1 protein-coding gene is annotated in these 1,867 nt (G+C 60.5%); it reads left to right on the top strand.

Annotated elements, in window-relative coordinates:
* Positions 1-13 precede the first annotated feature (13 nt).
* Positions 14-1,525: a hypothetical protein gene (locus tag GY791_10125; GenBank protein ID MCP4328776.1), complete on the top strand. Its 1,512-nt coding sequence runs from the start codon at positions 14-16 to the stop codon at positions 1,523-1,525.
* Positions 1,526-1,867 lie beyond the last annotated feature (342 nt).

The raw sequence follows: 1,867 nt of genomic DNA, 5'->3' as shown, positions 1-1,867 counted from the left end.
GGTCGTCCAGACGATGAACGTCAACCGGAACACGGTGCTCGACACCGACAACGAGGGCATCCGGGTCAGCACCGACGTCTATAACGGCGCCTTCGTCGACCAGGCCAACACCATCACCATCAACAACAACAGCGTCGACACCGTCGACAGCGACGGCATCCTGGTCGTCAACGACGTCTACAGCGGGAACGGCGACGAGACGACGCTGCTGCAGACGGTCAACATCAACGGCAACACGGTGCTCAACACCGGGCCCGACGACCAGTTCGGCGGCGGCGAGGGCATCGAGGTCGACAACAAGGTGGAGAACTACCGGGCGACGATGTGGCAGACGGTCAACATCCTCAACAACAGCGTCGACAATGGCTACGCCGACGGCATTTTCGTCAACACCGAGGTCGACGACGACGCCACCGTGTTCCAGGACAACACGATCACCATTTCCGGCAACACGGTGTTGAACCAGATGGACGACGGCATCGCCGTGGTCAACAACCTCGACGACGGCGCCACCCTGCGCCAGACCCTCCATGTCGACAACAACACGGTTGCCAACAGCGGTGACGACGGCATCTTCATCGACGCCGACGTCGAGGACAGCTCCGACACCCGCCACTACCAGACCGCGACCGTGCGCCACAACACGGTGGTCAACAACTTCGGTGAAGGCGTCAATATCGACCTCAACGTCGACGACGGCGCGTTCTCGACCCAGACCTTCGCCATCGGCGGCAACTCGATCGCCGGTAATGGGTTCGGCTTCTACGGCGAGGGCGTCCTGATCGACATCGAGAACGACGACGACCTGACGACCACCTCGTTCTTCCTCGAGTTCTACAACAACGTCATCCACGACAATATGTTCGACGGGTTCGAGGTCAACCACGTTGTCTACAACTCGGCGGCGAGCGGGGTCTTCAACGCGGTGGTGACGAACAACTCGATCGTCAACAACGGCGACAGCGGCATCGAGATGTACTTCAAGACCGGCTACGAAGCTGAGGGCGGCGACCCCGCCGTGTCGATCGTCGATGTCGACTTCATCGGCAACACCGTCGGCGGCAACATGGGTAACGGCGGTAACGGCGACGGCATCTATGTAAGTTCGTCGGTCTTCTACGATGCCAGCGCCGCAGTCGCGCTCGAGTTCACCGACAACACGGTGTTCCTCAACGGCGACGACGGCATCGCGCTGCACAACGTTTGGACCGACGCCATCACCGGCGGGGCGGCGACGATGAGCGCGACCTTCGGCGGCAACGACATCAACGCCAATACCGACGACGGCGTGTACCTGTTCAACGACGGCGATACGGACGAATTGCACGCATCCCAGACCGTGCTGTTCATCCCCGGTGGCAACGTCATCAGAAACAACGGGGATTACGGTGTCTTTGGCGACAACAATGACTACGGCATCCAGTTCGTCAATCTCAACGTGATCGCGTTCTCGGGCAACGGCACCGCCTACTACGGCTTCGACAACACCACCGGCTTCATACAGACCATCGTCTACCAGCCGTAACCGGCACTATAGTGCCAACCCTTGCGGACGCGCCGCCCCTTTCGGGCGGCGCGTTTCGTTTTGGGCACCCGACACCGCGGGCATGGGGATGGCTGGGTCGGCCATGCTCGCGGCTCGGTTCGGGCGATTCGTGACCTTCTCCCGCAAGCGGAGAGGGAGTTCGACCGAGCCCGGCACATCTTCCTTCGCCCCTTACCCACGTTCCCTCGCCCCTTCGGCCTTGATCGCTTCGCATTCGTTTGATGCGAAGCGTGAATCAAGTCCGACATGATTGTATGGGAGCAAGATTCACGTTTCAGATCGAACTAATCTGAAACGATCTTGCTCCGTGGAGAGGGATGC

Source organism: Alphaproteobacteria bacterium (assembly GCA_024244705.1).
In the GTDB taxonomy this organism is placed as follows: domain Bacteria; phylum Pseudomonadota; class Alphaproteobacteria; order JAAEOK01; family JAAEOK01; genus JAAEOK01.
The sequence above is the reverse complement of the archived record's forward strand: the minus strand, read 5'-3'. Positions and strand labels throughout refer to the sequence as shown.

Bases quoted from the DNA above. Each gene is read 5' to 3' on its own strand.
- GY791_10125 (MCP4328776.1), top strand. From the start codon at position 14: ATGAACGTCAACCGGAACACGGTGCTCGACACCGACAACGAGGGCATC.